This window comes from Streptomyces sp. NPDC050439 (assembly GCF_040655335.1).
In the GTDB taxonomy this organism is placed as follows: domain Bacteria; phylum Actinomycetota; class Actinomycetes; order Streptomycetales; family Streptomycetaceae; genus Streptomyces.
In genome coordinates this window covers 178,815-205,072 of the sequence record NZ_JBFAJT010000001.1, presented here as the reverse complement: position 1 = coordinate 205,072, position 26,258 = coordinate 178,815, and the positions used below count along the sequence as shown (strand labels likewise).

Below are 26,258 nucleotides of genomic sequence, written 5' to 3'. Positions count from 1 at the left end.
ACACCAGCATGAGGCCTTGCCGCATCCGGCGAGAACGGCTCGGGGGAGCGGTTGAGTCAGCACAGGAGAACTCATGAACAAGGGCGTAGTTCACCTCGCACTGGTGGGTCTTGTGGAGGGCGTTGCTCGTTCCATCGGCCTGACGGCCGGTGCGGTCGACTCCAGTCGGGTGTCCGGTTTCCGCCGGGGTGCCGACGGCGAGACGGGGGCCGAGGCGCGTGAGGACGGCGCGGCCACCGACCGGTCGGCAACGCAGGTGCAGACACGGTCGGCCGCGGTTCAGCTGAACGGCCGCGGAGACAGCACCGTCTTCCCGACATGGTTCTTCGGGTCGACGATGCTGTCCGTGCGCAACGACGGCTCGTCGTACGGCGAGGCCGAGGTGCAGACGGTCCTGGGCGCGGACCCGGAGTGGCTCCCGCTGTCTCCCGGTGAGACCAAGTCGGTTCGGCGGTGGTGGGGAGCCGTACCGATTCGTGTCACCAACAACGCGGATGCCGCGCTGACCGCGTGGACCAGGTGACCTGTCGAACCACAGAGGCCTCGTGCGGTTCCCGGCGACTGCGGGAACCGCACGAGGCCTTCCGGTGCCGGGAGTCCCGGTGCCGGTCGGAACTCGCTACACCTTGGGCACCGAGAAGCGGAAGAGTTTCCCGGACCACGTGGCGTACAGGTTGTCGCCGATGGTCTGTGCGGACCACGTGCCGGAGCCGCCGGTGGCCCGGTGGTGCCAAATGCGCTTGCCGGTGTCGGCGTGGAAGGCGTACAGGCCCTTGGTGCCCGCGGCGACGAAGAGGCCGCGCAGAGCACCCAGCAGGTCGAGGTCGCCCAGGCCCGCTCCCGCGGTCCAGCGTTCGGCGCCGGTCTTGGCGTCGAGGCCGTGCAGGACCTTCTTGTCCAGGTGGCAGACGGTCGACCCGGCGCGCGCGTAGCCGCGGTTGCCGCGGGCGGCGGTCTGTACCGACCACAGGGTCTTGCCCGACGCCGGGTCGAAGGCGGCGAGCAGGCCACGGGTCGAGCCGCTGAAGCCGGTGCTCGGGTAGCAGAACAGGGTGCCCCCGAGCAGGCTCAGGGAGCCGGAGAAGCCGAGGATCTCGCTGTTGGTCGGCGGGAGTTCGGTGGATTTGCTCCAGAGCGTCCGGCCGTCATCGGGATCCAGGGCCAGCAGCTTCATGTCGGCGTCGATCCCGTAGAGCACCTTGCTCTTGTCCGGCGGGTAGAGCGTGACGAGGTCCCTCGTCCACACACGTTCACCCGTCTTCCGGTCGAGCGCGGAGTAGCCCCGGAGCATCGCGGCCGGATTGACTTTCGACGCGCCGCCCCAGGCGAGCAGAGCGCCCGCCGGAGTGGCGCCGATGATCATGCTGACGTCCTTCACGTCACGTGAGGTCCACCGCACCTCACCGCTGGACGCCTCCAGTGCCCGGAAGCGCCCGCCGCTGGTGGTCAGCACCAACTCGCCGTCGGAGAAGTCCAGTTTGGCCGTGTCGTCGCCGTCCGGGGGTGCGTCCCACAGCTTTTTGCCGGAGCGGCCGTCGAACGCGTGCACCTTGCCGTCCGTGCGCACCGTGTACACGCGCTTGTCGTCCGGGAGGGCGGCTGTGTTCTGGCCGCCGAGGTCCTTCCACAGGAGCTTGCCGGTGCTGCGGTCGAAGCAGGCACCGGTGGTCTTCTCGGTGCACAGCAGCGTGGAGCGGGTCGCCGCGCGCAGCGACATGCCGGGCAGCGGGAGCTCCTTGGTCCAGTCGAGGGTGGGGGCGGTCACTGCTCCCTCGCCGTTCTCGCCGCGGGAGCGGAGGAACCAGGCGGTGCCGCCCGCTGCCGCGGTCACGGCGAGTACGGCGCCACCGGTCAGCACGCGGCGACGGCTGAGCAGCGGGCCACGCAGCGCGCTCTGCACCATGCGCTGGTCCTCGGTCACCTGCGCCTCGACCGCGCCGAGCCAGCCGGCGGTGGTCTCCGGGCGCAGCCAGGCCTGGAGCTGCGCGACGGTGGGGCGGCGGGCGGGGTCCTTGTCGAGGCACGCGGTGACGATGCCGAGCAGGCCGTGGGGCACGCCGTTCAGCTGCGGCTCTTCGTAGGCGGCCCGGTAAAGCAGGGCGTGGGCCGCGCCGGTGCCGAAGGGCGGGAGGCCGGTGGCGGCGAAGGCGAGCACGGAGCCGAAGGCGAACACGTCGCTCGCGGGCGTGAGTTCGCCCCCTCGCGACTGTTCGGGCGACATGAAGCCGGGCGAGCCCGCGACCTGCCCCTCGGTGGTCAGCACTGTTCCGTCGACGGCCCGGCTGATGCCGAAATCGATGACCCGGGGGCCGTCGCGGGTGAGCAGGATGTTGGACGGCTTGAGATCGCGGTGGATGAGCCCGGCGCGGTGGATGGCGGCCAGCGCTTCGGCGAGGCCGCCGCCGAGCACCCGCAGGGTGGGCTCCGGCATGGGGCCATGGGCCTCCAGGGCGTCGGTGACCGAGGGGCCGGGGATGTACGCGGTGGCCAGCCATGGCTGCGGCCCCTCGGGGTCGGCGTCGATGACCGGCGCGGTGAAGGCGCCGGACACCGCGCGGGCGGCGTCGACCTCGGCCTTGAAGCGGCGGCGGAAATCGGGGTCGGCGGCCAGTTCGGGACGTACGACCTTGACGGCCACCGCACGACCGCTGCGTGACGCGGCGAGGTGGACGCGGCCCATGCCGCCCGCACCGAGCTCTCGGATCACCCGGTAGGGGCCGATGTACGTGGCCGAGGCGGGGGAGGGGGCGGGGGAGGCGGCTTGCGGAGGCGGCGTGGGCCCGGACGGCACCGGCGCGGACGGCGGCATGGGCGGTGTGGGCGGCATGGTCACGGCGCGTCGCTCCGGAAGGCGTGGAGGGTGGTCTCGGATGCGGCGAAGAGCGTGTTGCCGGAGATCTGCAGCAGCCAGTTGCTCTTGCCTTCGGTCTTGTCCCTGGCCTCGTCGCCGGCCTCGTCACCGTCTTTGGCACCGGCTTTGTCTCCGGTCCTGCCGTCTGAGGGCTGGTGCGCCCAGAGCGCTTTGCCGTCGGAGGCGCGCAGGACGACGAACCCCGGGACATCGCCGGTGGCCCAGGTGGCGATGGCCAGCACGGACGAGGAGACGGCGGGCCCCTGGTCCTGTGCGCCGCCGGTGGTCGTCAGGTGCACCGGGCTCGCGGTGTGCCACACCTGCTCGCCATTGCGCATGTCCAGGGCGAACACCGTGCCCTGGCCGTCGTAGAGATAGGCCTGCTCGCCGCGGACCCTGGCCGCGCTGATGGTGGTCGTCTCATTGACGGCCGTCCACAGCTTCTCGCCGTCGGCGGCGCCAAAGGCCTGCACCTTGGTGCTGGTGACGAGCAAGGTCTTTCCGTCGGTGGACAGGTGGGGGTAGGCGCCGGGTTCGATGACGTCGCGTACTTTCCACTGTTCGGTACCCGAGCGCAGGGCAAGGCCATGGAGTGTGCCGTTGTCCTGGAGGAAGCAGCGGCTTCCCTCGGCGTACGCCTGGAAATCGCTGCCCTTGACCTTGCGCGACCACAGCACCTCACCCGAGCCGACATCGACCGCGAGCACCCCGTACCCCTCGTGGCCACTGGTGCCCACGATCGCCACCGAACCGGCGACGGACAGGACGCTCTCGATGAAGTCGGCGGACTGGGCGCCGTCATCCTGCTCGGTGACCGTGTGGGTGAACTTCTGCTCGCCCGCGGCGTCGACGCCGAAGAGATGGCCGCGCTCGCCGCTCCAGGCCGAGGCGAACAGCGTCGGCCCGCGTACGCCGAGCCACTTCGGGTCCCCCGAGACGCCGGAGGGCAGGCGCAGCGACCCCGCCCAGCGTTCCTTGCCCGTAGTGGTGTCGTAGGCGGTCGCGCGTCTCTGCTCCCAGTGCACCAACACATCGCCGTGCAGGTGGAGTTGTCCGCTCGACAGCTTCTTCAGCGGGACCGTCCACTTCGGCTTCGGTCCGACCGGGACCTTGGGGCGGGGCCGGCCGGTGGTGCCCGCGTCGGCGCGGGCCGGGGCGGTGCCGGGCTGCGAGCGCCACCCGGCCAGCGCCGCGGCTCCTCCGCCCGCCGCGACGGTGGTGCCGGCCGCGGCGATCCACAGGATCCTGCGGCGGCTGGGCACCCGGGGGACGGTGGCGAACGGGTCGTCGGGCGGCGCGAGGGACGCCATGGGCACGGGTGGCGCCGACACCAGCACGGCGGCGTGCGCCTCCCGCCGCGCCAGGTCCTGCCGCAGGCCCTGCGTGAGCAGCGCGGCGGGATCGGCGCTCCCCAGCTCGGCCAGCACCGACGCGGCGGGCGGCCTGCGGGTGGGGTTCTTGTCCAGGCAGGCACTGACCAGTGGCCTCAAGGCCGAGGGAATGCCGTCCAGTTGGGGCTGGTGATGGACGACCCGGTAGAGGACCTCGGTCGCCCCTCCGGAACCGAAGGGGCCCTGTCCGGTGGCCGCGAAGACCAGCACGCAGCCCAGGGAGAAGAGGTCGGCCGCCGGCCCGGCCTCGCGACTCGACATGATCTGCTCGGGCGCCATGAACCCGGGCGTCCCCATCACGGCGCCGGTCCGTGTCACCTGGGTGGCGTCCACCGCTCTGCTGATGCCGAAGTCGATGACCCGGGGCCCGTCATCGGCGATGAGTACGTTGCCGGGCTTGAGGTCCCGGTGCACGATGCCGGCGTCGTGAATGGCCAGCAGCGCCTCCGCGAGGCCGGTGCCCAGGGCCCGCAGACCGGCCTCGGTCAGTACACCGAAGTCGCGCACGGCGTCGTGCAGCGACGGCGCGGGGACGTAGGCCGTGGCCAGCCAGGGCTGCGGTGCGTCGGCGTCCGCGTCGAGCACCGGCGGGGTGAAGAAGCCGCTCACGCGGCGAGCGGATTCGGCCTCGCGCCGGAAACGACCGCGGAAGTCGGGCGCCTCGGCGTACTCGGGCCTGATGACCTTCAGGGCGACCAGCCGCGAGCCCGGCGATCGGGCCAGGAACACCCGTCCCATGCCGCCCTCGCCGAGGAGCTGGAAGATCTCGTAGGGGCCGATACGGGCGGGGCTCCGCTGCCGAGGGACCTGACCGGGCGGATACGGGAGGTCGGTGACCGGCCGGGTGGGCGTGGCCGGAGGCTGGAGCACGGTGGTGTGTGCGGGCTGAGCGGGCAGTGCGGGCTGTGCGGCCTGTTCGGCTTGTGCCGGCTGTTCGGCCTGGGCGACTCGCGGGTCGCTGCCCTGGTGGGGGTGTGTGGGCATGTCGTGGCCGCGGCGGTCAGCTCAGCGAGCCGAGCACATCACGGGCGGCGGCGATGGCGGCATCCTCGGCCTGCTTCGGCGTGGTGTCGGTGGATTCCCGGCTGTAGACGAAGTCCACGCTGAGCGCGGCGTTGCCTTCCATGACGACCACCTCTGCCTGGGCCAGCGTCCCGTCCTGGGCATCGACGGTGTTGATGACAAGAGACTCGTCGCCGAGCCCGCTCACCGGCTGGGAACCCTCCACCTTCCGCATGCCGTTGAGGTCGCTGAGCGCCGTCTTCTTCTTGATGTCGTACTGGCCCTTGACGCTCGCGCCGACGGTAAGGCTCACCCCGAGGCTCTGGTAGACGCCGTAGTCGTCCGGCTGCCATTCCGGCATCCTGGTGATCATCGAGGGCAGATCCTTCTCGTCCATCAGGCCCGGCGTGCACTTGCCTCCGGGCGCGATCTTCTCGATGGTCGACGCCTTGATCAGCTCGCACCCCTTGGGCACCTTGGTGAACGCCTTGCCCCCCGACGGTGCCTCAGGTTTGGAGACGTCTCCCGGTACGCCGGCGGGCTTGCCCGACGCGGTGTCCTTCTTGTCGTCCCCCGATGTGGCGACAACGACGCCGATGACCACGGCCACGGCGAGCGCCGCGGCGCCACCGATCAGCCAGACGCGAGAAAGGCCGCCGCGCGGGCCCGAGCCGCCGGGACCTCCGGGGCCGCCCGGCGGAACCGGCTGCGTCCAGGCCGAGGGCGCGCCCGGCACCTGCGGCGGGACGGGCGGCGGCGCCTGGTCGGGCATCGGGGGCGGCGCCTGCCGGGGTCCCTGGGGGCTCTCACCGAAGCCCTGCCGGGGGCCCACCTGCGGGTTCTCACTCACTGAACGGCTCGCTTTCCTACGGTTCATGCCCCCGGGGCAGGCGGCAACCCGTCCCAGGGGAAGAGGCCGGAACGGATCGACCGGGACCGGACACGACGCGCCGAACCCTCTCGCGAGACACTGCAATGCCGATGAAATTCTGCTGAAGCAGAGGATCGGGCTGCCGCAGGGAAAACGGGGACCTGCGGTGAACTGCGCTACGCACGGGGGAGTTCGGAGTGGACACGAACAGAGCGAACACTGCGGATACGGCGGATACAGCGGACACGGCAGGCGTGGGCAGAACAGCAGCCGCAGGCACGAAGGGTACGGAGGAGGCCACGGCCGACCGGCTGCGTCTCGCCCTGCTCGGCCCGGTCGGCGCCTGCCGCGGCGAGACGCCGCTCGACCTGGGTCCCGTACGGCGGCAGGCGGTGCTGGCTGCCCTCATCCTGCGCGAGAGGACGCTCGTCACCCATCAACAACTCCTGGACGACGTATGGGGGCTTGAACCGCCGGGCACGGGCCGCCGGGTTCTGCCCAGTTACGTCTACCCCCTGCGCAGGGCCCTGGACGCGCCCGGCACCGGTCCCACCGCATCCGTGATCCGCGGCGAGCGCGGCGGATACCGCTTCGTACCCGACGAAGCCCACACGGACGTACATGAGTTGAACCGACACACCGCCGCCGTACGCGGGGCGAGAGCCGAGGGCGACCTCGCCGGCGCACTCGACGGCTGTGTACGGGCTCTGCGCCTGTTCCGCGGGGAGCCGCTGGCCGGACTGCCCGGCCCGCTCGCCGACGCCGAGCGGCAGCGTCTTGCCCGCCGGCGGCGCACCCTCCACCAGGAGCGGGTGGAGTGCCTGGTGCTCCTGGGCCGCAATGCGGAGGCCCTGGACGAGTTGCTCGCCGCGCCCATGGCGCAGCCGTACGACGAGCCGCTGGCCGCCCTGCGTATGCGCGCGTTGTACGGCAGCGGCCGGCAGGCCGAAGCGCTCGCCGTGTACCAGGAAACCCGCCACCGGCTGCGCGACGAGCTCGGCGTGGAGCCGGGCGAGGAGCTGCGCCGCGTGCACCAGGGCGTGCTGCGCCGGGACGATCCGCTGCTGCTCGGCCGGGCCCCGTCGCCTGGCGCCGCACTCTCCCCGCAATCACCGCCCCTGGCGGCCGCAGCCCCACCGGCCCCCGAGCCTTCCCCGCCCCCGCCTGCTCCCACGCCCCGGCCCCGCCGCAACGAACTCCCCGGCGACACCGCCTGTCTCGTAGGCCGGGAGACGGAACTCGCCCTGCTCACCGCGCCGGCGCCGGTCGGCTCCGTGTCCGTGGCCGTCGTGGACGGCACGGCAGGCGTCGGCAAGACCGCACTGCTGGTGCGCGCCGCCTGGATGCTGCAGGACCAATACCCCGACGGTTGCCTGTTCGTGGACCTGCACACGCACGGCGCCCCCCACGAGAGCCTGCGCCCGCAGCGCGCACTGCACCAGCTGCTCCGCGCCGTCAACGGTGCCGACGACGAACTCCCCGACGGGCTGGGCGAGTTGGTCACCGCCTGGCGGGCGGCCACCAGCTCCTTGCGCCTGCTGGTGGTGGTCGATGACGCCGGCAGCGCCGAACAGGTGCGCCCGTTGCTGCCCGCCGGGCCGGGCAGCCGGGTCCTGGTGGCCGGCCGTCGGCGCCTGCCCGGCCTTGACGCCGATCAGCGGCTCACCGTGGAGCCGCTGGACACGGGCGAGGCGGTCACCCTGCTCTCACGCCTGCTCGGGGAGCAGCGCGCCGGACAGGAACCGAAGGCCGCGCAGGAACTCGCCCACCGCTGCGGCGGACTCCCGCTGGCGCTGCGGATCGCCGGAGCCCGGCTGCAGAACCGCCCGGCCTGGACGCTGGCCCACCTGGTCGGCCGGATGTCCGACGACCAGCGCCGCCTGGGCGAGCTCAAGGCGGAGGACCGCAGCGTCGAGACCGCCTTCCGGATGTCCTACGACCTGCTCGCCCCCGAACTGCGCCGCTGCTTCCGCGCGTTGAGCCAGGCACCCACCGCCGAGTTCGACGGACTGACCCCCGCCGTCATGCTGGGCCACTCGCTCCGGGACACCGAGGACCTCTTGGAGCGCCTGGTCGACGCGAGCCTGTTGCAGCAGCCACGGCCCAGCCGCTACCGGCTGCACGATCTCGTACGCGACCATACGCGCCGTCTCGCCGCCGCCCTACCCGAGGAGGCCGCCGCCGACCGCACCGCCGTACTGCACCTCTATACGGCCGCCGGACGGATCGCCAGCGACTGGGGACCGGAGGGCTACCCGACCGGCCCCGATGTCTCGAAGGCACCCTTCGCGGACTGGCGGGAAGCCGACGCATGGCTGGAGGCCGCGGGCGGCCAACTGCTCGACGTGGTCGCTTTCGCCGCGGCCACCGAGCAGCTCGACCATGCTTGCTGGATCGCCGAGTCCCTGGTCGACCCGCTGGTCCGCCAGGGCCGCTTCCACGAGTGCCGCTCGGCTCTGGAACTCGCGCTGCCCGGCGCCGACCTGGCAGACGACCGGCGGATGCCCTCATCCCTGCGAAACTGCCTGGCCATCGCGGACATCTACCAGGGGCGTTTCCAGCAGGCGCACGCCTGGTGCACCGATGCGCTGCGCCTCGCCCGCCACCAGGGCGACCTGCGCGAACAGGCCAGGGCGACCGCCGTCATGGGCGCCTCCGAACGCGCGCTGGGCCGCTTCCCGCAGGCGGCCGCCCACCTGAGCGAGGTCATGGGGCAGGCGGCCCGGCTCGACGACGACTGGCTGGCAGGGATGTCGAGCTGCAACCTCGGTGCACTCCACGACCAGCAGGGACGCCACGAGGAAGCGCTCACGTACTACGCCACCTCCCTCACCTTCGCCGAGAAGATCGGCCGCCCCAGAATGATCAGCAAAACCCTGTGCTTCACTGCCGAGGCCCACCTAGCACTCGGACGGCACTCCGAGGTCAAAGACCTTGCGCGACGTGCGGCGGACCTGGCCCAGGAAGTCGGCGACCTGCAACTGCGCGCGACGAGCCTGTCCCTGCTCGGCGCAGCCGAACACGGCCACGGAGACCTGCCGTTGGCCATCACCCTCCAGCGAGAAGCACTGGCCACGCTCACCGAGCACACCAGCAGACCCCTGGAGATGGAGGTCCGCCGCCGACTCGGACACACCTACGCGGCGGCGGGCCACCCGGCCGAGGCCGAGCGGCAGTTCCACCTCGCGCGGTCCTTGGCCCGGGCGATGTAGCCCAACGGGCCCTGGGCGTGTACTTTTCCGGCGGTGTCCCGGAGTCTGTTGTGGTGGACTCACCGTTGACCACTTATCTGCTTCCCGCTGTCCTCGCCGTGATCATGTTTGGTCTCGGACTCGGTCTGGCCGTGGCCGACTTCCGTAGGATCGCGGCGTTTCCGCGGCCGGTGGCCTGCGCGCTGTTCTGCCAGCTGGTGCTGCTGCCCGCCGCCTGCCTGGGCCTGGTGTTCGCCTTCGACCTGGGCCCCGCGCTGGCGGTCGGCATGATGCTGCTCGCGGCGTCTCCCGGCGGCACCATGGCCAACATCTTCAGCCACCTCTTTGGCGGTGACGTCGCCCTGAACGTGACCCTGACCGCCATCAACTCGGTGATCGCGGTCGTGACGCTGCCGATCGTGGTGAATCTTTCCCTGAACCACTTCATGAGCGGCACTGATGAGGCGCTGGGCCTGCGTTTCGACAAGACACTGCAGGTGTTCCTGGTCGTACTGGTGCCGGTGGCGGCCGGGATGCTGGTTCGGCACCGGCGACCCGATTTCGCCGAACGCTCCACCCGGGTGGTGAAGGTGACGGCGGTGGCCGCGCTCGTCGGGATCATCATCGCGGCACTCGCCGCCGAGCGGAAGAACGTGCTGGGCTACCTCGCCGACGTAGGCCTGGTGACCTTCCTCTTCGGCGTCATCTCCCTGAGCGTCGGCTACGGCGCGACCCGGCTGGTCCGCGGCGATCACCGGCAGTCCGTCGCCACCTGCTTCGAGATCGGCATGCACAACACCACGCTGTCGATGGCGATCGCCCTGAGCCCCTCGCTCCTGGACAGCACCCGCATGGCGATCCCCTCGGCGGTGTACGCGGTGCTGATGTTCGCCATGGCCCTGGCCACCGGTTTCCTGCTGCGCCGCATGGCTCCGACAGGCACCACTCACCCCTCCGCCGCGCCCCCGACACCGCAAAAACCGGTCGGCCCGTAGTAACAACACTTTCGCTTTGCCTGCCCGGCTGCCAACCCCCGCATCACGCTTTAGTCTGCCCGAATGACCTCGGACGGGATATCAACTGCGGCTGCCGACGCGGCTGCGAGCACGAATGCGCAGGCCGCCTCTCCGGTGATCCTGCCCGGACGGCGTCGCGGTTCTGTGACCCGGCTGGATCACGGCGTCCTGATCGTGCAGTCACGCGCTTCCCAGAGGCGCATACCGGTTGCGGCGATCGAGCGGGTGGAGGTCAAGGGGCCCAAGGGACGCAGACTTGTGGTCGTACTCACCGCGCCGCAGGCAAGCGATCAGGAGTCCTTGACGGTCTACAGTCGCAGCGCTCCAGCCGTGCTGGCCTTTGCCCACACGCTGAGGCAGTCCCTGCCGGTCCGCGACGAGGCCCAACCCCGGCCCGACGGAGCCCTGTTGATGACGCGGGCAGCGGTGGCGAAGCCGGTCATCGACCGGCGCCGCGCGGTCTTGCGTTGTTCGGTGTCGCTCTACATGTTGGCAGCGGCGACGATGCTGATCGCCGGTCTTTCGGGTGCGGTCGAGTGGTACGCGGCCCTGGCGTGCTGGTTGATCGGCGCTGTCGCGGTTCCGCTCCGCCACGGTGTGCGCGCAGGCTGGGAGATGACCCGAGAGACATGGAGGCTGCGCACCTGCGGCGTCCTCGTCGAGGGACGCAAGCTGTACTCCGGTACCTACGAGTTCACCGACGCCGACGGGCGGACCCGCCAACTCACGGACACCTACGAGTCCGCGGAGCAGGTGCGGATTCTCTACGATCCGACGGCTGCCGGACAGGTTGCCCAGGTGGGTCGCCGCACTGCCGGCACGCTGGCCTTCGCCCTCATCGTCTTCCTCCTCTCCCTCGCCATGACCGTGGCGTTGGCGGCCATCGGGGTGGCGGGACCGCTGGCGGCCCTGGACGTCCTCCCTGTCGGCCTGTTCTGAGCCCGGACGGCGGAAGCTGAACCGGCCCAGCACTGCCGGGAATCCAGAAAGCCGCTCGGAGGCTGGTCAGCAGGTCGGCCCGGCGCGATGCTCGGGGGCAGTCTCCCCATCAGGAGGGCCCATGAAGGCCATTGCCCAAGGCTCCTACGGCACCGCCGACGGCCTGGAACTGCGCGACGTCGACCGTCCCGTTCCCAAGGACAACGAAGTGCTGGTCCAGGTACATGCCGCCGGGGTGGACCCGAGCATCCTGCACCTCATGACGGGCAAGCCCTACATCGCCCGCCTCGCCCTGGGACCGCGCAAGCCCAAGAACCCGGTCCGCGGCTGGGACCTTTCCGGAGTGATCGAGACGGTCGGTACGAAGGTGACGCGCTTCGAGCCGGGGCAGGAGGTCTTCGGCAGCGGCGACGGCTCGTTGGCCCAGTACGCCTGCGCCAGGGCCGACAAGCTGGCGCCCAAGCCCGTCAACCTCACCTTCGAACAGGCCGCGGCTCTCCCCGTCTCCGGAGTCACCGCCCACCAGGCCCTCAGCGGCAAGGCCCGCCCCGAACCCGGGCAGAAGATCCTGGTCATCGGCGCGTCCGGCGGCGTCGGCTCCTATGCCGTGCAGCTCGCCGTCGTACAGAAAGCTGAGGTCACCGCCGTCTGCGGCCCGAGCAACGCGGACTTCGTGCGGGCCCTGGGCGCCACCCACGTCATCGACTACACCACCGGGGAGATGACCGACTCCCAGCAGCTGTTCGACATCATCGTGGACACCGCGGGCAACCGCCCGCTGTCCTTGCTGCGCCGCGCACTGGCCCCGAAAGGTGTCCTGGTGATGGTCGGGGGCGAAGGCGGCGGCGACTGGGTGGGTGGAATGGGGCGCCAGCTCGGCGGCTACGTGCTCTCACCCTTCCTCGGCCAGACGCTGAGCAGCCTGATCGCGAAGGTGCGCCACGAGGACCTGATGGCCCTCAAGCAGCTCGCCGAGAACGGCACGATCACACCGGCCATCGACCGTACGTATCCGCTCGACGAGGCCGTCACAGCAATCAGGCATCTGGAGACGGGGCATCCCCGGGGCAAGATCGTCGTGAGCGTGTGAGATTCAGTCCGTGAGCCAACCGGGGCTGACCATGCGGTACTCGTAGGCCATGACCACCACTTGCGATCTGTCGCGGGCGCCGAGTTTGGCCATGATGCGGCTGACGTGGGTCTTCGCGGTCAGGGGCGAGACCACCAGTTGTGCGGCGATCTCGTCGTTGGTGCGGCCGGCGGCGATCAGCCGCATGACTTCACGTTCGCGGCCGGTCAGCGCGTCGAGGCGCTGGTCGGGCTCCCTGGGTTCGTCCGGGCGGCCGGCGAATTCGGCGATGAGCCGGCGGGTGACGGAGGGGCTGATGAGCGCGTCGCCTCGCATGGCGACGCGCACCGCGTGCAGGAGTTCCGCCGGTTCGGTGTCCTTGACGAGGAAGCCTGTGGCGCCGCCTCGCAGGGCCCCGTACACGTACTCGTCGAGGTCGAAGGTCGTCAGCATGACCACCCTGACCGTCGACAGTTCCTCGTCGGCGGTGATGCGGCGTGCGGCTTCCAGCCCGTCCATGACCGGCATGCGGATGTCCATGAGGACCACGTCGGGCCGTAGCGCGCGACAGGCGGCGAGGGCGGCCTGCCCGTCGGCGGCCTCGGCGACCACGTGCAGGTCGTCCTCGTCGTCGAGGATGCCGCGGATCCCGGCGCGCACGAGGCGCTGGTCATCCGCCAGCAGGATCCTGATCATCAGCTGTTCCGCCGATCGGTTCGTGGTGGTCTGAGAACGGTAGCCGGGCCTGGACGGCGAAGCCGCCCGCGCTGCCCCGTTCGGCGCTCAGCGTGCCGCCCAGCGCACGTGCCCTTTCCGTCATGCCCGCGATCCCGCTGCCGTTCCCGGGCCCGAAGAGGGGTGCACCTTGTCCGTCGTCCTGGACGCTGAGCTTCAGTTCCCGGTCGCCGTGGTGGATGCGGACGACGACGTGCCGGGCGCCGCTGTGCCTGACGGTGTTGGTCAGTGCTTCCTGGACGATGCGATAGGCGGCGAGGTCCACCGATGCCGGGAGTGGTGAGGGGGTTCCGCTCTGCTCGACGCGTACGTCCAGACCCGCCCGAGCGGTTGCGGCAACCAGCTCGTCGATCCTGGTCAGGCTCGGCGGGGGAGCGGTGGGAGCCTCTTCGTCGACCTGGCGCAGGACGCCCAGGGTGGCGCGCAGTTCCCGCAGTCCTTCCTTGCTGCCCTGCTTGATGGCGCTGAGTGCTTCCTGCGCCTGGGCGGGATCTTTGCGCAGCCTGTGCAGGGCGGACGACGCCTGCACGTGGATCATCGACATGTTGTGGCCGAGCACATCGTGCAGTTCACGGGCGATGCGCAACCGCTCCTGCGTGGTGCGCAGCCTCGCCACCTCCTCGGCGTAGGCGATGCGGCCGTGTCGCATCGCGCCCAGCGCCACCACCGCGACCAGCCAGCCGGTCAGCATGAACACCGCTGTGCCGCTGACGTCACCGGTGCCGACCAAGACTCCCGCACCCACGCCGACGACCATCACTGCGGCCATGGCGACCGATGCCTTCGTCCGGCCCTGGGCCGCCAGCGCGTACAGCGCGGCGATGGGGATCACGACGAGCGGGCCGTCGACCGTGCTCAGCAGGTGGTAGACGCCTGTGCCGATCACCGTGAACCAGCCGACCGCCACCGGATGGCGGCGACGCAGCGGCAGCGCCGCACACACCGCCACCGCCAGGATCCAGGAGCCGACCAGCGATGGGGTCGCGTCCCAGTTCGAGCCCAGGCGCTGCCCCTCGGCCACCCCCACGAGCACCAGCACGACCCCGGCGAGCGCCATGTCGGCACGTGGCCCGGTGGGCAGGCGGAGGCGCGTGACGTCGAGGTGCGGCATTGCTTCATTCTGCCTGCAACACGGCACGAGATTGGGTGCTATGTATGCGTTTGCGCTCAGGTTGGGTGCTGGAGAGGTACGCGGTAGGCGGCGCCGTACATCCACTGGTGTACGGCGCCGCCCCAGCCTCCTGCCGCTGGTGCAGGACGAGTGTCAGCCGTAGGCCGACGCTCGCGCCCGGGGCTGACGAGCACGATCAAGGGCATGTCTTCCTCCCGCGGCTCTGCCGCGTCCCTTGCTCCGCCCACGCCACAGGGCGCCGAACCGTCCGCGCCCGTCGGACGGTTCGGCGCCCTGGCAGGATGGGCGCAGCGTCATCGCTGGGCCGCCCTCCTGCTCTGGGTGGCCGTGGTGGCCGCCATCACGCTGGGCTCCACTGTCGCCGGTGCCGCGTACAAGAACGACTTCTCGCTGCCGGGCACCGATTCCCAGGCGGCCACCGACCTGTTCGAGAAGCACGGCAGTGACCAGGCGGGCGACAGCGTCGAGATCGTCTTCAAGGACACCGCAGGCATCAAGAGTGCCCGGGCCGGCATCGAACCGATGCTGGCCAAGGTGCAGCACATGGCGGGGGTCGCCGACGTACGCAGCCCCTTCGCCGATGGTTCGGCCGTGTCCGGGGACGGCACGATCGCGTACGCGTCCGTCACGCTGGAGGGCAAGACGGAGAACGTCCCCAAGGAGGACGTCGCCCAGATCATCGACGTCGCGCAGAGCATCGCCACCGAGCACCTCCAGGTCGAGGTGGGCGGCGAAGCCGCGCGCAATGCGGAGGACAAGGCGGGCCCCACCGCCGAACTCGCGGGGATCGTGGCCGCCCTGGTCATCCTGGTCCTGCTGTTCGGTTCGCTGCTGGCGGCCTCACTGCCGCTGATCACCGCCCTGTTCGCCGTCGGCGGCGCCATCGGCCTGATCGCCCTGGCCTCCCACCTCCTCACCGTCGCCGACTTCACCCCGCCCATCCTGATGCTCGTCGGCCTGGGCGTCGGCGTCGACTACGCCCTGCTGATCTTCTACCGCTATCGCCATGAACTTCTGGCCGGTGCCCGGACCGCGGAAGCCGGCCGCAAGGCCCTCGACTCCGCCGGCCGCACGGTCTTCTTCGCGGGCTGCACGGTCATCGTCGCTCTGCTGGGCCTGGTCGCCCTCGGGCTCGGCTCGCTGCAGGGCATCGCCCTCGCGGTGGCCGTCACCGTCCTGGTCACCATGGCTGCCTCCCTGGTGCTGCTGCCTGCCCTGCTCGCGCTGTTCGGCGGGCGCATCCAACGCCTTGTTCTCCGGCAGCAGGCCAAGGCCGCCGAGAAGGGCAAGACCGAGGGGAACCGATGGCGCGCCATGGCACGTGCGGTGCAGCGGCGCCCGGTCCCCACCCTGCTGGCCGGCGTGATCGCCCTCCTGGCCCTGTCCGCGCCGGCGCTGGGCATGCGCCTGGGGTTCGCCGACTCGGGCAACGACCCAAGGGAGACCACGTCCCGCCACGCGTACGATCTGCTCGCCGAGGGCTTCGGCTCCGGCTTCAACGGTCCGCTCATCGTCCTGGTGAAGGGCGATCAAGAAGCCGGCAAGGCCGTCCAGGCAGAGCTCGCCGCCACCGCCGGCGTGGCCGACGCCAGTCCTGCGCTGCCCTCCGCCGACGGCGCCCTGTCCACCGTCTTCGTCTACCCGACGACCTCGCCGCAGGACGAGGGCACCGTCGACCTCGTGCACCGTCTCCGCGACGACGTGGCCCCGCCGCTGGAGCACGCCACCGGGGCCAAGGTGTTGGTCGGCGGTGCCACGGCCGCCTCCCAGGACGTCTCCGAAACCCTCGCCGACCGGCTGCCCTTGTTCATCGCCGTCGTCGTCGGCGTCTCCTCGCTCCTGCTCCTGCTGGTCTTCCGGTCGATCTGGATTCCCGTCAAGGCCGCCGTCCTGAACCTGCTGTCCATCTCCGCCGCCCTGGGCGTGATCACCCTGGTGTTCCAGCACGGCTGGTTCGGAGCCCAGCCGGGGCCCGTCGAAGCCTTCATCCCCGCGCTGATCTTCGCGATCGTCTTCGGGCTGTCCATGGACTACGAGGTCTTCCTCATCTCCCGCATCCATGAAGAGTGGACGCGCACCCGAGACCCGTCGCAGGCCGTACGCGAAGGACTCGCTTCCACCGGCAAAGTCATCACCGCCGCCGCAGCCATCATGATGTTCGTCTTCGGGGCGTTCGTCGTCAGCTCCGACCGCATGCTCCAGCAGTTCGGACTCGGCCTGGCCGTCGCCATCCTGCTGGACGCCGTGGTCATCCGATGCCTGATCGTCCCCGCTGTCATGCAGATGCTCGGCACATCGGCCTGGTGGCTCCCTGCCGCGCTGGCCAGGAGACTGCCCAAGGTGTCCATCGAACGCTCCGACTGAGCGACCACAGGTGGGTGCGGCTGCACCCGGCAGAAGGGAGGAGGGTGACAGCCTCAACCGGTGTCACCCTCCTCTGCCTGCTTCTTCCTACTTTCCGCGGCCTCGCCAGAGGCTCACCGCGAAGAACACGGCTACGACGACCGCCACCACGCCGAAGGCGATCCCGAGCCATGGGGGACCGTCGGGCCCTCCGCCGGGGGCTGCCAAGTCTCCTGCGTACATCTCACCCGTCCTCTCCGCCATCGGCTCTCTTCTGTCCTGTTCGATGTGGGGGTGAACGTTTCTGCGGTGAACTTTTTCTGCACTTGGCTGACGCGTCGGCGCGGGCCCGCAGACCGTGTCCGGGAGCCGTGGAGGCTGCCCGGGTGATCAAAAACGTTGCCCGCGGCCTGACCGCGCTCACCCTGTCCCTCGTCCCGCTCCTTGCCCCGTCCTTTGCGCCGACTCCGGCGCGGGCGCAGCCCGTTGACGCCCAGACCACGACCCTGGCCGACGCCGTACATCGCCTCCCGGTCTCCGACGAGCGCCGGCACGGCTACGCCCGCGCCGCGTTCAAGCACTGGAACGCCGGGGCGGAGAAAGGCGACGGGTGTGACACCCGTGCCGAGGTGCTGATCGCCGAGGCCGCCGAGGCGCCGTCCGTCGGTGCGGGCTGCGAACTCTCCGGCGGTGAGTGGCTGTCGTACTACGACGCCCAGGAGGTCGAGGACGCCGACAAGATCGCCGTCGACCACCTGGTCCCCCTCGCCGAGGCATGGGACTCCGGCGCATCCCAATGGAGCGAGGGCCGCCGCGAGGCCTACGCCAACGACCTGGGAGCCCCGGCCTCCCTCGTCGCGGTCACCACCCGGACGCACCGCGCCAAGGCCGGCCAGGACCCTGCCCAGTGGCTGCCGCCGCTGCCGTCCGCGCACTGCCGCTATGTCGCGGAGTGGGTGGGCACCAAGCTGCGCTGGGACCTGGCCGCGGATCCGGCCGAGCTTGATGCCATCGCCGTCTTCGCGTCCGGCCAGTGCAAGGACACCGCGGTCACCTACACGGCGGCGTCCTAGCTCCGCAGCGGGGAGGGGCCGGAACAGTCAGTCAGCCACGCGGCGCCTTCGGTTGGGCCTGCTCCGCCCAGCCTCCGGCAAACCGCGGAGGTGCTGGGCGGGGCGCCTTGGCGGCGGTGCATTCTCACCGCCAAGGCTGCAAGCGCCGGACGGGAAGTGATCGCCGTGGACCCTCGCAACACTTCCAGCCGATGCCCCACATGCGGGCACACCGACCGCCAGGGAGAACCGGCCCACACAGGAGAAGTTCCACTGCGTCAGCTGCGGCCACCAAGCTCACGCCGACGTCGTTGGAGCAACCAACGTTCTACGAGCCGGGCTGGTCCATCGCAACGCCAACCAGGCATAGCGAGAACCGGCCTGGCTTCTCCCAGGCCCGCCCCCGCTTCCGGTCGGCCTGGTCGAGCACGGCGCGCGTGGTGGGCTCGGTGCCCGGCTCCTGTGTGCGCACCCAGTCGACGTAGCTCTCGGAGACGCGGTGGTTGGCCGGGAGGGGGACGGGGGCGTCGGTGTGGCTGGTCATGACCCTGATCGTGCCAATTGGCACTGACAAGGCGGGCATGGCCCCGGCTTTGCATGCCCGGCCTTCCGGCCGGCTCTGCCGGGCCCATGCGCCACGTTGGTCTGAGCCCGCCGAGGCTCAGCGTCGGCCTCCACGTCTACGTGTGGACCAGCCCGACCCGACGCCACCCACGTGCAACGCGAGAAGGGTAAGCCCGACGAGCATGAGACTCGTCGGGCTGAAGATTGCCTCCGTCGACGTCTCGGTCGCCTGGATGAGGAAGGCGATGAAGAAGATTACGGCCGCCCCGAGTGCCAGCATGTGTTTTCTCCTGTCGATGAACGGCGGACCACAGGCGATTCCGGTGGCCGCGCCGCTCCTCGCCGAGTGCCCCGCGCATTGCCGATCACGCCTGGCAGGCTGTCTCGGGGACTCGTCAATGCACCGGCACGATGGGGTTGTTGTGGACGTGGACGATCCATGACGCAGATGCGATCCGTGCAGCGATCGCGACATGTGTCGAGGATGAGTCACGAACCCCCATGGCGTACGGCCCCTGCCGGGCGACGCACCAGATAGGTGCCGGCGGCTGCGGCGAGCAGCACCATGACACCGATGAAGACAAGCCCGGCCTCCTCCAGGCCGAGTGGCTCGGAGAGCACGCCGATGCCGATGACGGGGATCGAGATGCCCGTGTACGCGACCACGAAGAGCGATGAGATGACACCCGCCCGATGTGTCTCAGGGGCTGCGTCCGCGACGCCTGCCACCGCGGCCCGCAGGGCAAGTCCCTGACCCGCACCGCCCACCAGTGCGCTGAATACCACCAAGGGGAGTTTCTCCCAGGCCAACGCCCCCGCCAACAGACCCAGACCGGCGATCAGCAGGAGGCAGCCGAGCGGCAGCGCCCTTGCCACACCCAGCCTGCTGACCAGGAGTTGACCGATGGTGGATGCGAAGAACGCCAGGAAGACGATGAGCCCGATGAGGGCGAGGTTGGTGACGTCGAGCGTGTGGGTCAGGAAGGCGGGGGACACCGAGGTGAACACCCCCAGCAGGGAGAAGCCGACGAAGGCCGCGAGTGCGGCGGGCACGAAGACCTGGCGGACCCCAGGCGGCAGGCTGGGTCCCTGTGGTCGTGCCGTGTGCAGGGGCTTCGGGGCGCGCACGGTCTCGGCCAGGGACCAGATCATGGCGAACGCGATCCCCACCAGGACAAGATGCACCACGAACGGCAGGGACAGCGGCATCGGTGCGTACTGGGCCAGCAGCCCCGCGAGAAGCGGGCCGCAGCCGAGGCCTCCCATGTTGGCCGCGGTCGAAGCGAAGGCGGCCCGCCCCTCCTTGCCGGGCGGGGCGCACTCCATCACGTACGCGGTCGCCGCGCCGGTGAACAGCCCGGCGGACAGTCCCGACAGCAGCCGCCCGAGGTACAGGAGCGGCAGGCCGCCCTCGAACAGGAAGCACACCGCACTGAGCGCGGCGAGCCCCAGTCCGCAGAGCAGGACCGGTCTGCGGCCGACGGTGTCCGAGACGTTGCCCGCGAGCAGCAGGACGCCGATGACGCCCAATGCGTAGACGGCGAAGACGACCGTCACGATCAGCTCGGAGAAGCCGAGCTCGTCCTGGTACAGGCCGTAGAGCGGGGTGGGAAGCGTGGTGCCGGCCATACACACGGCGAAGGCACTGGCGGCCCGGAGATAGCCACCCCGTGGACGGTCCGACACGGTGTTCTGACGATCAGTCACAACCGGAACCGTAGTCGCCGTCGGGGAGAGGCGGGCGTTTTGAGAAGTTGGCGTGGTGTCGTGCGCGATGGACGGACGCGTGACCGCCGTCTCAGGTCCGCGGTGTCCGGCTCGCCTGGCTCGTGGTGAAGTCCGCCAGGAGCACCTCGAGCCGCTGCGTCATGAAGGCGTAGTACTCGACCATTCGCCGCACGCGCTGCTGCTGCTCGGGCGGGAGACCCTCGGTGGATTCCTGGGCCCGCTCGGCCAGGGCGCGCAGTTGGGCGGTCTGCTCGAGCTGGTGCTGCAGGCAACCCACCCAGGCGTCGTCGCGCCAGCGGAAGACGAATTGGCGCGACCCCGCGGGCTTGTACCGCTCCACCGTGCCGTTGGTGATCAGCAGGCGTGTCGTCTCCGACATCGAGCCCTTGCTGGCGCCGAGCGCGTCCATGAGCTGCGCGAGCGTCAGAGGGGTCTCGCTCATCATCAGGGTCCCGGCGGTGCGCCCGGCCATCTTCGGCCACCCCATCGCCTGGCCGATGTGCAGGCCGAAGTCGTCGATGAGCGCCGCCGCGCCGCCGGCTTCCGCTGCCCCCGCTGTCGGCACCCGTGCCTCCCGAGATCGATGGATCGATGAGATCGGTCCATGTGGTCGTGCTCTGCGATCGGTCAATGAGAATTGAACGTTCACTATTGACTGAACTTTGGGCTCGTTGCAGTCTACCTCTCACGGCGATCCGAGTCTGTCGCGGATCTCGCTCATCTGACACCGGAGGTGCCGTATGCCCGAACCAGGCTGGGATCTGATCGTCGTGGGTGCCGGGTCGGCGGGGGCCGCGCTGGCCGCCCGGTCGGCCGCCGCCGGGCGGCGCGTGCTGCTGCTCGAGGCCGGGCCCGACTACCGTTCCGCTCAGATGCCGGAGGTGTGGCGCTCCCCGAATCCGGTGCGAGCGCTGCTGGATCCGACCGCCGCGCAAGACCTGGTGTGGCCGGGCCTGAATGCGACCAGGACCGATCGGCAGCCGCAGATCCCGTACTGGCGCGGCCGCGGCGTCGGCGGGAGTTCTTCGGTCAACGGGCAGATCGCGATACGGCCACCGATGGAGGACTTCGACGACTGGGACGCCGCCGGCTGTACCGGATGGTCCGGAAAGGACGTGCTGCCGTACTTCGCCAAGCTGGAGGACGACGCGGAGTTCGGCGACGAGCCCTACCACGGGCACGACGGCCCCACCCCCATCTTCCGTACGCCGCAGTCACGTTGGGGCGGCGCCGACCACGCGCTCCATGAAGCGGCACGCGCCGCGGGCTACGCCTGGGCGCCGGACGTCAATGCCCCCGGCGCGACAGGGATCTCGCCCTACCCGATCAACTCCCGGTCCGGGCGCCGCGTCTCGGTCAACGACGCCTACCTGGAGCCCGCCCGCGACCTGGCGACCCTGACGGTGCGCGGCGGGGCACTGGTGGACCGCGTCGTGTTCTCGGGCAACCGCGCGGTCGGTGTCCGTGTGCTGGCCGACGGGGCGGCAGTGACCGAGTACGGCGACGAGATCGTCCTGAGCGCCGGGGCGATCCATTCACCCGCCATTCTGCTGCGCTCCGGCATCGGCCCGTCCGCACACCTGCGGGAGCTGGGCATCAGCGTACGGGCGGACCTGCCCGTCGGTGTCGGTCTGCAGGACCACCCCATGATCGTCCTGGAGCTTCCGCTGACTCGCGAGGCTGCCATCAAGACGCCCGACGACCGGCACACCAACGTCTGCGTCCGCTACACCAGTGGACCCGGCGCGTATGTGAACGACATGATGTTCGTGTCCCTCAACCAGAACGTGCTGTCCATGGCGGCGGCCGACACCGATCTGCCCGCGGGCGGGGTCGGAGTGTGGCTGAACCAGACGTACTCCCGCGGCCACCTCCAGCTCGTCTCCGCGAACCCCACCGTGCAGCCCCAGGTCCACGAGCGCATGCTGTCCGACGCCCGAGACCGGTCCCGACTCCGTGCAGGTGTACGGGAGTTGGCGAGCCTGGCCACCGGCCCGGCGGTGGCGTCGGCGGTCCGGGCGCCCGTCCCGGACCACAACGCCTCCCTGTTCGCCGCGCTCGAGGACGACGGACACCTGGACGATCATCTGCTCACCCATGTGGTCGACGCACAACACGGCACGAGCACCTGCCGCATGGGATCTTCCGCGGACACGACGACGGTGGTCGACCCGGCCTGCCGCGTGCACGGCCTCCAGGGGCTGCGGGTGGTCGATGCCTCCGTCTTCCCCTCCGTCCCCCGAGCCAACACCAACCTGGCCGCGATCATGGTCGGGGAACTCATGGCGGACCGTCTCGGCTGACGACTTCAACGGTCACGAATGGAGCGTTCGGCGAAGGAACGGTCCACGAAGGAGCACCAGTTCCATGCAGACCTTGCAGAACCTGATAGCGGGAACATGGCAGGAGTCGTACGACAAGACGCTCCACGACCTCGTCGACCCCGCCACCGAAGAGCTCGTCGCGCACTGGCCCGGCGGATCGGGCGAGGACGTCGACGCCGCTGTGCGTGCCGCCGTCGACGCACAGCCTCAGTGGGCAGCGCGGGCACTGGCCGACCGGATCGAGCTGCTGCACCACTGGGCCGACACGGCCACCGAACACGCCCCGGAACTGGCCGAGTTGGAGTGCCGGGAGATGGGCAAGCCGGTCGGTCTCGGCATCACGTTCATCGAAGGCGCGGCCCTCCAACTGCGTGCTGCCGCCTACCAGGCTCAGTCCTACGTCTTCGAGCAGAGCATCCCCGGGCCCGGCGCGAGCACCACCCGGATCGTGCGGCGGCCGCTGGGCGCCACGGCCGTGATCACCCCGTGGAACTTCCCCGTACCGATGGTGCTGGGTGCCATCGGGCCCCTGCTGGCCGCGGGCAACACAGTGGTGGTCAAGCCATCGGAACGCGCCCCGCTGTCCGTGGTGCGGCTGTGCGAGCTGCTCGACCCGCCACCCGGCGTGCTGAACCTCGTGCTGGGCGATGCCCGGGCAGGGATCCCGCTGGCCGAGCACGAGGACGTACACCTGGTGCACTTCACCGGCTCCGTCGCGGCCGGACGTACCGTAGGGGCCGCGGCCGGTGCGCGGCTGCACCGCAGCGTGCTCGAACTCGGCGGCAAGGACCCGGTGGTGATCGACGCCGGGGTCGACCCGGTACGAGCGGCGGCGGCGGTCGCGTTCGGAGCCTTCGTCAACTCCGGCCAGATCTGCACGTCCATGGAGCGCGTCTACGTCCACCGATCCATCGCCGAACCTTTCATCGAGGCGCTCGTGGCGCAGGCCGCCGGCCAGGTGCTCGGCGACGGGCGCGACGAGCAGACCACGCTGGGACCGCTCGTCGACTGGCGCCAGCGCGACCTCGTCCACGGGCACGTCGTCGACGCCGTGGCACGCGGCGCCACGGTCCATACGGGCGGCACTGTGCCCGACGGCCCCGGCTTCTTCTACCCGGCGACCGTGTTGACCGGCGTGGACGAGTCGATGGCCGTCCTGCGGGAGGAGACGTTCGGCCCCCTCGCCCCCGTCGTCGTGGTCGACTCGTTCGAGGAGGGCCTCGAGCGCGCCGCCCGAGGGCAGTTCGGCCTGGCCGCCACCGTCTACACAGAGGACGCCGAGCACATCGCCGCAGCCGAACAGCTGCCCGCGGGCGTGGTGTGGGTCAACCAGTGGCAGGGCGGCGGCCCTGAGCGGCTGTACGAACCGGCGGGCATCAGCGGCATGGGCGCCACCGGGGCCCACGCCGCCTACGACGCCGCCACCCGCCCCGTCTCGGTCCACATCGCGGAGGCCGGCTGATGGAGACTCCCCGCACCCCGGCCAAGGACCGCATCGCCACCGAGATCCTGCGCGCGGAACGGGAGTTGATGGCTCTCTCCCACCGCATCCACGCCCACCCCGAGCTCGCGTTCGAGGAGACGCTCGCCAGCGGGTGGGTCGCCGACGCACTCGACGGCGCGGGCTACGAGGTCCGCCACGGCTGCTACGACTTGCCCACCGCCGTGCACGCGACGATCGGCAGCGGCCCGGTCCACGTGGGGATATGCGCGGAGTACGACGCCCTGCCCGGGATCGGCCACGCCTGCGGACACAACATCATCGCCGCAGCAGCCGTCGGCGCCGCCGTGGGTCTTGCCGACGTGGCGGACGACCTCGGACTGACGGTGTCCGTATTCGGCACCCCCGCCGAGGAGGGCGGCGGCGGCAAGGTCCTCATGCTGGAACGCGGAGCCTTCGAAGGCCTGGACGCCGCGATGATGGTGCACCCCGCGGCCACCGAGATGGCGGCCATGCCGGGCCTTGCCGTATCGCAGTTCGACGTCTCCTACCAAGGCCGCCCCGCCCATGCAGGGGCCTGGCCGGAGGAGGGGATCAACGCCCTCGACGCGATGACGCTCGCTCAGGTCGGCATCGGACTGCTGCGCCAGCAGACGCGCGGCGACGACCGCATCCACGGCATCGTGACCGACGGCGGAGCGGCCCCAAACGTCATCCCCGACCGCACCGGAGGCCGGTGGATCGTGCGCTCTGCCACCCGGGAGAACCTGGACCGGCTGGTCCCGCGCGTGCACCGCTGCTTCGAGGCGGGGGCGCTCGCCACGGGCTGCGACCTGAGCGTCCGCTCCGGCGGCCCCGACTACGCGGACCTGCGCCCCGACCCTTCGCTGCTCGCCCTGTACCAGGCCAACGCCGAGGCGCTGGGCCGCAGTTTTCCGCCGCTCGCACCGGGCGGCGCCGTCGGCGCCGCGACCGACATGGGCAACGTCTCCCACGTCGTGCCCAGCATCCACCCCATGCTCGGCCTCGGCTGCACCGACGCCGTCAACCACCAGCCTGAGTTCACCGCCGCCTGCATCACACCGACCGCCGACCGCGCAGTGCTCGACGGTGCCACCGCGATGGCGTGGACCGCCGCGGATCTGGCCCCGGGGACGCGCCAGTACGGGTTGCACCGCCCTTGAGATGCCGGTTCAAGGCTGCCGTGAGCCCCGCCATCGCCAGAGCGGCCAGGGCGAAACAGCCGCAGACGAGGCTCACGGGCGCGGCCCATGCGGCGGGCAAGCCGTACACCAAGAGGGAGAACTGAAACCCTGCGCCGAGCGCACCCGAGCCTGTGGCGAGCAACCATGTGCCAGGGGTGAACGCGGTCCAGACGTCACCCCCGGCAGCAGACCGCGCGATGCGCACGAAGACCCGCCCGGCAAGCACCGCGCACGCGATCGGCATCTCATCAGGCGTCGCGCGCAGGGGTTATGAGGGGGCTGTGGCGCCCGGTTGTGTGTCGTCGGTGTCGGGCTCCTGGGGCGGGTCGCTGAGTTGTTCGCGCATGTAGTTCCAGGTCACTGCGATCAGGGCGGTCACCGGTACGGCCAGCAGACCTCCCACGACGCCGGCGAGGTTGGTGCCCAGGGTGACGGCCAGCAGGATCACGCCTGCGTGCAGGCCCAACCCTCGGCTCTGGATGATCGGTTGGAAGACGTTGCCCTCGAGTTGCTGGACCACGACGATGATGGCGAGCACGATCAGCGCGTCGGTCAGACCGTTGGAGACCAGGGCGATGAGTACGGCCACCGCGCCGGCGAACAGGGCGCCCACGATCGGCACGAAAGCCGTGATGAAGGTCAGTACGGCCAGCGGGAGGACGAGGGGCACGTCCAGGATCCACAGGCCCAGGCCGATGAAGACGGCGTCGAGCATGCCGACGAGTGCCTGGGAGCGTACGAAGGCGCCCAGGGTGTCCCAGCTGCGGGCGGCCACGGTGGGGATGTGGGTGGCGAGCCGGCCGGGGAGCTGACGGGAGAGCCAGGGAAGGAAGCGAGGGCCGTCCTTCAGGAAGAAGAACATCAAGAAGAGCGCCAGGATCGCGGTGACAAGGCCGTTCAGCACGGTGCTCACTCCGGTGAACAGAGTGCTGACCATGCTGCCGACGCTGTCCTTGATCCGGTCGGTTGCCGAGTCGACTCCTCCCGAGATCTGGGCGTCGTCGATGTTGAGGGGCGGCCCGGCGGCCCACTGGCGGAGTTTCTCGATGCCTTGGACCACGCCGTCGCTCAGCTCACCGGACTCGGAGGCCACCGGTACCGCGATCAGCGCCACGATGCCCGCGGCGGCCACGAGGAACAGCACGGTCACCACCGAGGCGGCCAACGCCGGGGGCCAGCCGCGCCGACGCAGGAAGTGGGCCAGGGGCCAGGTCAGCGTGGTGAGCAGGAGGCCCACTATGAGCGGCCAGATCACTGACCACATCCGACCCAGCACCCACAGGGCCGCCGTGGCGGCCAGAACGACCAGCAGCAGCTCGGCGGAGACCCGCGCCGACTGGCGGAGCGCCGCTGCGGTTTTCGTAGAACTAAGCGTGGCAGGCATGGGGGACACCCTATGGATAC

Annotated in this window: 21 protein-coding genes and 1 pseudogene; 11 read left to right on the top strand and 11 right to left on the bottom strand. The window is 70.5% G+C overall.

The window, feature by feature from the left end; translation table 11 throughout:
* Positions 1–73: 73 nt before the first annotated feature.
* A complete protein-coding gene (locus AB0I66_RS00990; protein ID WP_363205534.1) occupies positions 74–523 on the top strand; it encodes a hypothetical protein in 450 nt (149 codons plus the stop codon).
* Between the two features lie 96 nt (positions 524–619).
* Here the strand turns inward: AB0I66_RS00990 and AB0I66_RS00985 are convergent, their stop codons facing one another.
* Genes AB0I66_RS00985 through AB0I66_RS00975 form a run of 3 tightly spaced genes read right to left on the bottom strand, consistent with a single transcriptional unit; the run spans position 620 to position 6,094 of the window.
* Entirely contained in the window at positions 620–2,827 is a 2,208-nt protein-coding gene (locus tag AB0I66_RS00985; RefSeq protein ID WP_363206637.1) for a PQQ-binding-like beta-propeller repeat protein, read from the bottom strand.
* Between the two features lie 2 nt (positions 2,828–2,829).
* A complete protein-coding gene (locus AB0I66_RS00980; protein WP_363205533.1) occupies positions 2,830–5,226 on the bottom strand; it encodes a PQQ-binding-like beta-propeller repeat protein in 2,397 nt (798 codons plus the stop codon).
* A gap of 16 nt (positions 5,227–5,242) precedes the next feature.
* Positions 5,243–6,094 carry a hypothetical protein gene (locus tag AB0I66_RS00975; protein ID WP_363205532.1) on the bottom strand — a complete coding sequence of 284 codons (852 nt, stop codon included), beginning with the start codon at positions 6,092–6,094 and terminating at the stop codon, positions 5,243–5,245.
* Between the two features lie 275 nt (positions 6,095–6,369).
* Between AB0I66_RS00975 and AB0I66_RS00970 the strand changes: the two genes are divergently transcribed.
* The 4 genes from AB0I66_RS00970 (at position 6,370) to AB0I66_RS00955 (ending at position 12,351) form a co-directional block, all read left to right on the top strand.
* Positions 6,370–9,327, top strand: a complete 2,958-nt coding sequence (locus AB0I66_RS00970) for a BTAD domain-containing putative transcriptional regulator (RefSeq protein ID WP_363205531.1) — start codon at positions 6,370–6,372, stop codon at positions 9,325–9,327.
* A gap of 53 nt (positions 9,328–9,380) precedes the next feature.
* On the top strand, positions 9,381–10,301 hold the full coding sequence (locus tag AB0I66_RS00965) for a bile acid:sodium symporter family protein (RefSeq protein WP_363205530.1): 921 nt from the start codon (positions 9,381–9,383) through the stop codon (positions 10,299–10,301).
* Between the two features lie 63 nt (positions 10,302–10,364).
* Positions 10,365–11,261: a hypothetical protein gene (locus AB0I66_RS00960; RefSeq protein ID WP_363205529.1), complete on the top strand. Its 897-nt coding sequence runs from the start codon at positions 10,365–10,367 to the stop codon at positions 11,259–11,261.
* Between the two features lie 121 nt (positions 11,262–11,382).
* Positions 11,383–12,351, top strand: coding sequence for an NAD(P)-dependent alcohol dehydrogenase (locus AB0I66_RS00955; protein ID WP_363205528.1), 969 nt, complete (start codon positions 11,383–11,385; stop codon positions 12,349–12,351).
* A 3-nt stretch (positions 12,352–12,354) separates the two neighbouring features.
* On the opposite strand, the gene AB0I66_RS00950 is transcribed toward AB0I66_RS00955, so the two are convergent.
* On the bottom strand, positions 12,355–13,026 hold the full coding sequence (locus AB0I66_RS00950; protein ID WP_363205527.1) for a response regulator transcription factor: 672 nt from the start codon (positions 13,024–13,026) through the stop codon (positions 12,355–12,357).
* On the bottom strand, positions 13,001–14,176 hold the full coding sequence (locus AB0I66_RS00945; RefSeq protein WP_363205526.1) for a sensor histidine kinase: 1,176 nt from the start codon (positions 14,174–14,176) through the stop codon (positions 13,001–13,003). Before AB0I66_RS00945 ends, AB0I66_RS00950 begins: the two co-directional genes overlap by 26 nt.
* 204 nt (positions 14,177–14,380) lie before the next feature.
* On the opposite strand from AB0I66_RS00945, the gene AB0I66_RS00940 reads away from it, so the two are divergent.
* Positions 14,381–16,561: an MMPL family transporter gene (locus AB0I66_RS00940; RefSeq protein ID WP_363205525.1), complete on the top strand. Its 2,181-nt coding sequence runs from the start codon at positions 14,381–14,383 to the stop codon at positions 16,559–16,561.
* 87 nt (positions 16,562–16,648) lie between these two features.
* On the opposite strand, the gene AB0I66_RS00935 is transcribed toward AB0I66_RS00940, so the two are convergent.
* On the bottom strand, positions 16,649–16,783 hold the full coding sequence (locus AB0I66_RS00935; RefSeq protein WP_363205524.1) for a hypothetical protein: 135 nt from the start codon (positions 16,781–16,783) through the stop codon (positions 16,649–16,651).
* A 143-nt stretch (positions 16,784–16,926) separates the two neighbouring features.
* Between AB0I66_RS00935 and AB0I66_RS00930 the strand changes: the two genes are divergently transcribed.
* Together AB0I66_RS00930 and AB0I66_RS00925 are read left to right on the top strand one after the other, a co-directional pair.
* Complete coding sequence (locus tag AB0I66_RS00930) at positions 16,927–17,613, top strand: HNH endonuclease family protein (protein WP_363205523.1); 687 nt, start codon at positions 16,927–16,929, stop codon at positions 17,611–17,613.
* A gap of 120 nt (positions 17,614–17,733) precedes the next feature.
* Positions 17,734–17,962: pseudogene (locus AB0I66_RS00925) on the top strand (transposase); the annotation flags it as partial.
* On the opposite strand, the gene AB0I66_RS00920 reads toward AB0I66_RS00925, so the two are convergent.
* The 4 genes from AB0I66_RS00920 to AB0I66_RS00905 all read right to left on the bottom strand — a co-directional run bounded on the left by AB0I66_RS00920 (position 17,921) and on the right by AB0I66_RS00905 (position 20,449).
* The gene (locus AB0I66_RS00920; protein ID WP_363205522.1) at positions 17,921–18,136 is read right to left on the bottom strand and encodes a hypothetical protein; all 216 of its coding nucleotides are present in this window, start codon (positions 18,134–18,136) and stop codon (positions 17,921–17,923) included. The pseudogene AB0I66_RS00925 and the gene AB0I66_RS00920 overlap by 42 nt on opposite strands.
* 117 nt (positions 18,137–18,253) lie before the next feature.
* On the bottom strand, positions 18,254–18,436 hold the full coding sequence (locus AB0I66_RS00915; protein ID WP_363205521.1) for a hypothetical protein: 183 nt from the start codon (positions 18,434–18,436) through the stop codon (positions 18,254–18,256).
* A 209-nt stretch (positions 18,437–18,645) separates the two neighbouring features.
* Positions 18,646–19,842: an MFS transporter gene (locus AB0I66_RS00910; RefSeq protein WP_363206636.1), complete on the bottom strand. Its 1,197-nt coding sequence runs from the start codon at positions 19,840–19,842 to the stop codon at positions 18,646–18,648.
* 112 nt (positions 19,843–19,954) lie between these two features.
* A complete protein-coding gene (locus tag AB0I66_RS00905) occupies positions 19,955–20,449 on the bottom strand; it encodes a hypothetical protein (RefSeq protein ID WP_363205520.1) in 495 nt (164 codons plus the stop codon).
* A 175-nt stretch (positions 20,450–20,624) separates the two neighbouring features.
* On the opposite strand from AB0I66_RS00905, the gene AB0I66_RS00900 reads away from it, so the two are divergent.
* The 3 genes from AB0I66_RS00900 (at position 20,625) to AB0I66_RS00890 (ending at position 24,833) form a co-directional block, all read left to right on the top strand.
* Entirely contained in the window at positions 20,625–22,187 is a 1,563-nt protein-coding gene (locus AB0I66_RS00900) for a GMC family oxidoreductase N-terminal domain-containing protein (RefSeq protein WP_363205519.1), read from the top strand.
* Positions 22,188–22,251: 64 nt separating this feature from the next.
* Positions 22,252–23,670, top strand: coding sequence for an aldehyde dehydrogenase family protein (locus AB0I66_RS00895; protein WP_363205518.1), 1,419 nt, complete (start codon positions 22,252–22,254; stop codon positions 23,668–23,670).
* The gene (locus AB0I66_RS00890; RefSeq protein WP_363205517.1) at positions 23,670–24,833 is read left to right on the top strand and encodes a M20 family metallopeptidase; all 1,164 of its coding nucleotides are present in this window, start codon (positions 23,670–23,672) and stop codon (positions 24,831–24,833) included. The genes AB0I66_RS00895 and AB0I66_RS00890 overlap by 1 nt, the downstream gene beginning before the upstream one ends.
* Positions 24,834–25,122: 289 nt before the next feature.
* On the opposite strand, the gene AB0I66_RS00885 is transcribed toward AB0I66_RS00890, so the two are convergent.
* Entirely contained in the window at positions 25,123–26,238 is a 1,116-nt protein-coding gene (locus AB0I66_RS00885) for an AI-2E family transporter (RefSeq protein WP_363205516.1), read from the bottom strand.
* Positions 26,239–26,258: the final 20 nt, after the last annotated feature.